At 69.4% G+C, this 2,887-nt stretch carries 4 protein-coding genes and 1 pseudogene; 1 reads left to right on the top strand and 4 read right to left on the bottom strand.

Annotated elements, in window-relative coordinates:
* The coding region (locus JWP83_RS11260; protein ID WP_297730037.1) for an IMP dehydrogenase at nt 1–422 on the bottom strand (422 nt) is incomplete at its 3' end.
* A gap of 151 nt (nt 423–573) precedes the next feature.
* On the opposite strand from JWP83_RS11260, the gene JWP83_RS11255 reads away from it, so the two are divergent.
* The gene (locus JWP83_RS11255; protein ID WP_066933952.1) at nt 574–984 is read left to right on the top strand and encodes a DUF5319 domain-containing protein; all 411 of its coding nucleotides are present in this window, start codon (nt 574–576) and stop codon (nt 982–984) included.
* Here the strand turns inward: JWP83_RS11255 and JWP83_RS11250 are convergent.
* The 3 genes and pseudogenes from JWP83_RS11250 to JWP83_RS11240 form a co-directional block, all read right to left on the bottom strand.
* A complete protein-coding gene (locus tag JWP83_RS11250) occupies nt 981–1,778 on the bottom strand; it encodes an anti-sigma-D factor RsdA (protein ID WP_297730036.1) in 798 nt (265 codons plus the stop codon). The two genes, JWP83_RS11255 and JWP83_RS11250, sit on opposite strands and share 4 nt — an antisense overlap.
* Nucleotides 1,771–2,346, bottom strand: coding sequence for a sigma-70 family RNA polymerase sigma factor (locus JWP83_RS11245; RefSeq protein ID WP_297730035.1), 576 nt, complete (start codon nt 2,344–2,346; stop codon nt 1,771–1,773). The genes JWP83_RS11250 and JWP83_RS11245 overlap by 8 nt, the downstream gene beginning before the upstream one ends.
* A gap of 81 nt (nt 2,347–2,427) precedes the next feature.
* Nucleotides 2,428–2,887: pseudogene (locus JWP83_RS11240) on the bottom strand (hypothetical protein); the annotation flags it as partial.

Genomic DNA, 2,887 nt, shown 5'->3' with positions numbered 1-2,887 from the left:
GGCGAGCACGTGACCGGGTCGGTGACCATGCCGGCTTCCGAGCGCTTGACCGTCTCGACCTGGCCGGCCTGCTCGGCGACCGGCAGGTTGCGGTGCAGCACGCCCATGCCACCGGCGCGGGCCATCGCGATAGCCATCCGCGACTCGGTGACGGTGTCCATCGCCGAGCTGACCAGCGGCACCTTCAGCCTGATCTTCTTGGTGAGCTGACTGGAGGTGTCCGCGGTGGCCGGAACCACGTCGGAGGCGGCGGGCAGCAACAAGACGTCGTCGAAAGTCAATCCGAGCATCGCGATTTTGTACGGGTTGTCGCCCCCGGTCGGCACCGGGTCGTCGGCCAGTCCCGCAATATGGGGGTCGCGCAGGTACGGGCTGGCAACCAGGTCGGAGCCGGCTTCTAAGTCGGACATGCCACGGGACATCGGTGGGGCCCTCCATACGCACGCGGAGTGAGAAACCCATCTTATCGGCTCGCGCGGCCCCGGGACCCGCTTGGCCGGGCGCGCCGCGGGCGCCGCGCGGCGGACGTCGCCCTGCTGGCGTTATGACGGCCCGCTTGCGTAGGCTGGGGGCGTGCGTGACCACCTCCCGCCGGGTTTGCCGCCCGACCCGTTCGCCGACGACCCCTGCGATCCCTCGGCGGCCCTCGAAGCCGTCGAGCCGGGGCAACCCCTGGATCAGCAAGAGCGGATGGCGGTCGAGGCGGACCTGGCCGATCTGGCCGTGTACGAGGCGCTCTTGGCGCACAAGGGTATTCGCGGCCTGGTGGTGTGTTGTGACGAATGCCAGCAAGACCACTACCACGACTGGGACATGTTGCGGGCCAACCTGTTGCAGCTGCTCATCGACGGCACCGTCCGCCCGCACGAGCCCGCCTACGACCCCGAACCCGACTCCTACGTCACATGGGATTACTGCCGGGGATACGCCGACGCCTCGCTCAACGAAGCGACGTCAGACGCGGACGGGTTTCACCGCCGTTAGGGCGTGTCGTCCGGTGCCACCGAAGACGGCGTGGACGAGTGCCCGTGATGCCGATGCCGGCCGGAAGACGGGCTTATTGAAGGGCTGACGGACGGGCTCGGCGCGGTCGTGCTGGCCGCCGTCGGCGGTTTGGAGCTCGGGCTGGGCGAGGCAGGCGAAGCGGGCGAAGCGGACGAGGCGGCCGGCGCCTTCGGCGGCTTGGGTGCGGCCGGCGGCAGGGTCGCGTTCGGGTTGCGGGATTCGACCCGGGTATTGAGCAGGTTCACCTCGTCCAGCAGGTCGTTCCTGCTGTTCCCGTCGTTCATGGACTGCACGGTGCTGCTGACCTCGGCCAGCTGGTTCTGGGCCTGCGCCCACTGGCCCTGGTCGATCATTTGCTGGACCTTGGCCAGTTCGGCCTTGGCCGACAGTTCGATCTGGCTGTCTTTGACCCTCGGCTGGTCGAAGAACATCGCGTGCAGGCCGTACAGCGTTTCGCCGGTACGGGCCTCGACCACCATGGCGCCGAACCCGCTCAGCACCAACAGCGTCGCGGCAACCGACCCGATCGTCGCCAGGCCGCGCCGGGCGCGCCGCCGCTCGGCCAGCCCGGTGTGCAGCGCCCCGACGGCCTCCTCCGGCGAAACCAGCGCGCTGGCCGGCGGCCACCGCAAGTCGTCGCGCCAGTCCGCCAGCAGGACGGCCAGCGCTTCAAAATTGGGGTCGCTGGGATCGTCGAGATCGACCGGCCGGCGTTCGGCGAGCGCGTCGAGAAGCAAATCGGTGCCGGCGAACTCATCCAGGGATTCAGGCATAGTCACCCGCCGCGACGATTTCGGACTTGAGCCGGGACAGCGCCCGGTGCTGGGCCACGCGGACCGCTCCCCTCGTGCTGCCGACGGCGGCGGCGGTCTCCTCGGCGGACAGGCCGACGACCACGCGCAGGATCAGGATCTCGCGCTGCTTGGACGGCAGGATCTGGAGCAACTCGTTCATTCGACTGACCGAATCGGCCTCGATGGCCCGTTGCTCCGGGCCCGCGTCGAGCGACCAGCGCTCGGGCACCGTCTCGGCGGGGTAGGCACGGTCACGTCCGGCGGCCCGGTGCGCGTCGGCGACCTTGTGGGCCGCGATGCCGTACAGGAATGCCAGGAACGGACGTCCCCGCTCCCGATAGCGCGGCAGCGCCGTGATGGTGGCCAAGCACACCTCCTGAGCCACGTCGTCGGCTGTCAGGCCACCCCGTTCGACTGTGCCGACTCGCGCGCGGCAATATCGCACGACAATCGGACGGATGGTCTCCAGCACCTCCCGTAGGGCGTTCCGGTCCCCCGCCACGGCCTCCGCAACCACAGCGTCGAGACGTTCCCCTTGCATTGTCATCGACGGCGGTATCTCCAACGTTACGAACGGGACACATCGCGGGCTAACTAACGCAATGACAATAACGGGCCGAAGCCCGATTCAGGCGGAACGCCACGCGCCCCCGGCGCGCCGCACCTGGCCTGCGCAGATATCCCGAATTTCACGCAGCTTTTGTGCTGAAAACGTGACGCTTTCGATGTCGATCAGCAAGCAAGCCAGCGCCCACCGAAGCGGTGTCAGATTCGATCGGCCGGTGGCGTCCAACGCCGCCTCGGCGAGCGCACGGGCGCGCTCGATGCGGCCGGCGCTGCACAGTGCCGCGGCCAGCACCACGTCGCTCTTGACTCGGTGCCGCACCGACGAAACGGCCATCGCCTCCGCCAGCCGCACGGCCTCCTCGGCGTGACGCACGGCCGACTCACCGTCGCCGGAGGCCATCGCCAGCTCGGCGGCCACCCACCCCCGGCGCACCGGGATCCGGTCCGGCACCGGCCCTGCCACCGGGTCCACGCGGCCCAACAACGTTGCCGCGGCAGCGAACCGGCCGACGCCCAGCGCG

The organism is Mycobacterium sp. (assembly GCF_025965855.1).
Lineage (GTDB): Bacteria > Actinomycetota > Actinomycetes > Mycobacteriales > Mycobacteriaceae > Mycobacterium.
The sequence above is the reverse complement of the archived record's forward strand: the minus strand, read 5'-3'. Positions and strand labels throughout refer to the sequence as shown.

What these genes read in the sequence shown, in the direction of transcription:
- JWP83_RS11245 (WP_297730035.1), bottom strand. Translation starts at nt 2,346, where the DNA reads ATGACAATGCAAGGGGAACGTCTCGACGCTGTGGTTGCGGAGGCCGTG.
- JWP83_RS11250 (WP_297730036.1), bottom strand. Translation starts at nt 1,778, where the DNA reads ATGCCTGAATCCCTGGATGAGTTCGCCGGCACCGATTTGCTTCTCGAC.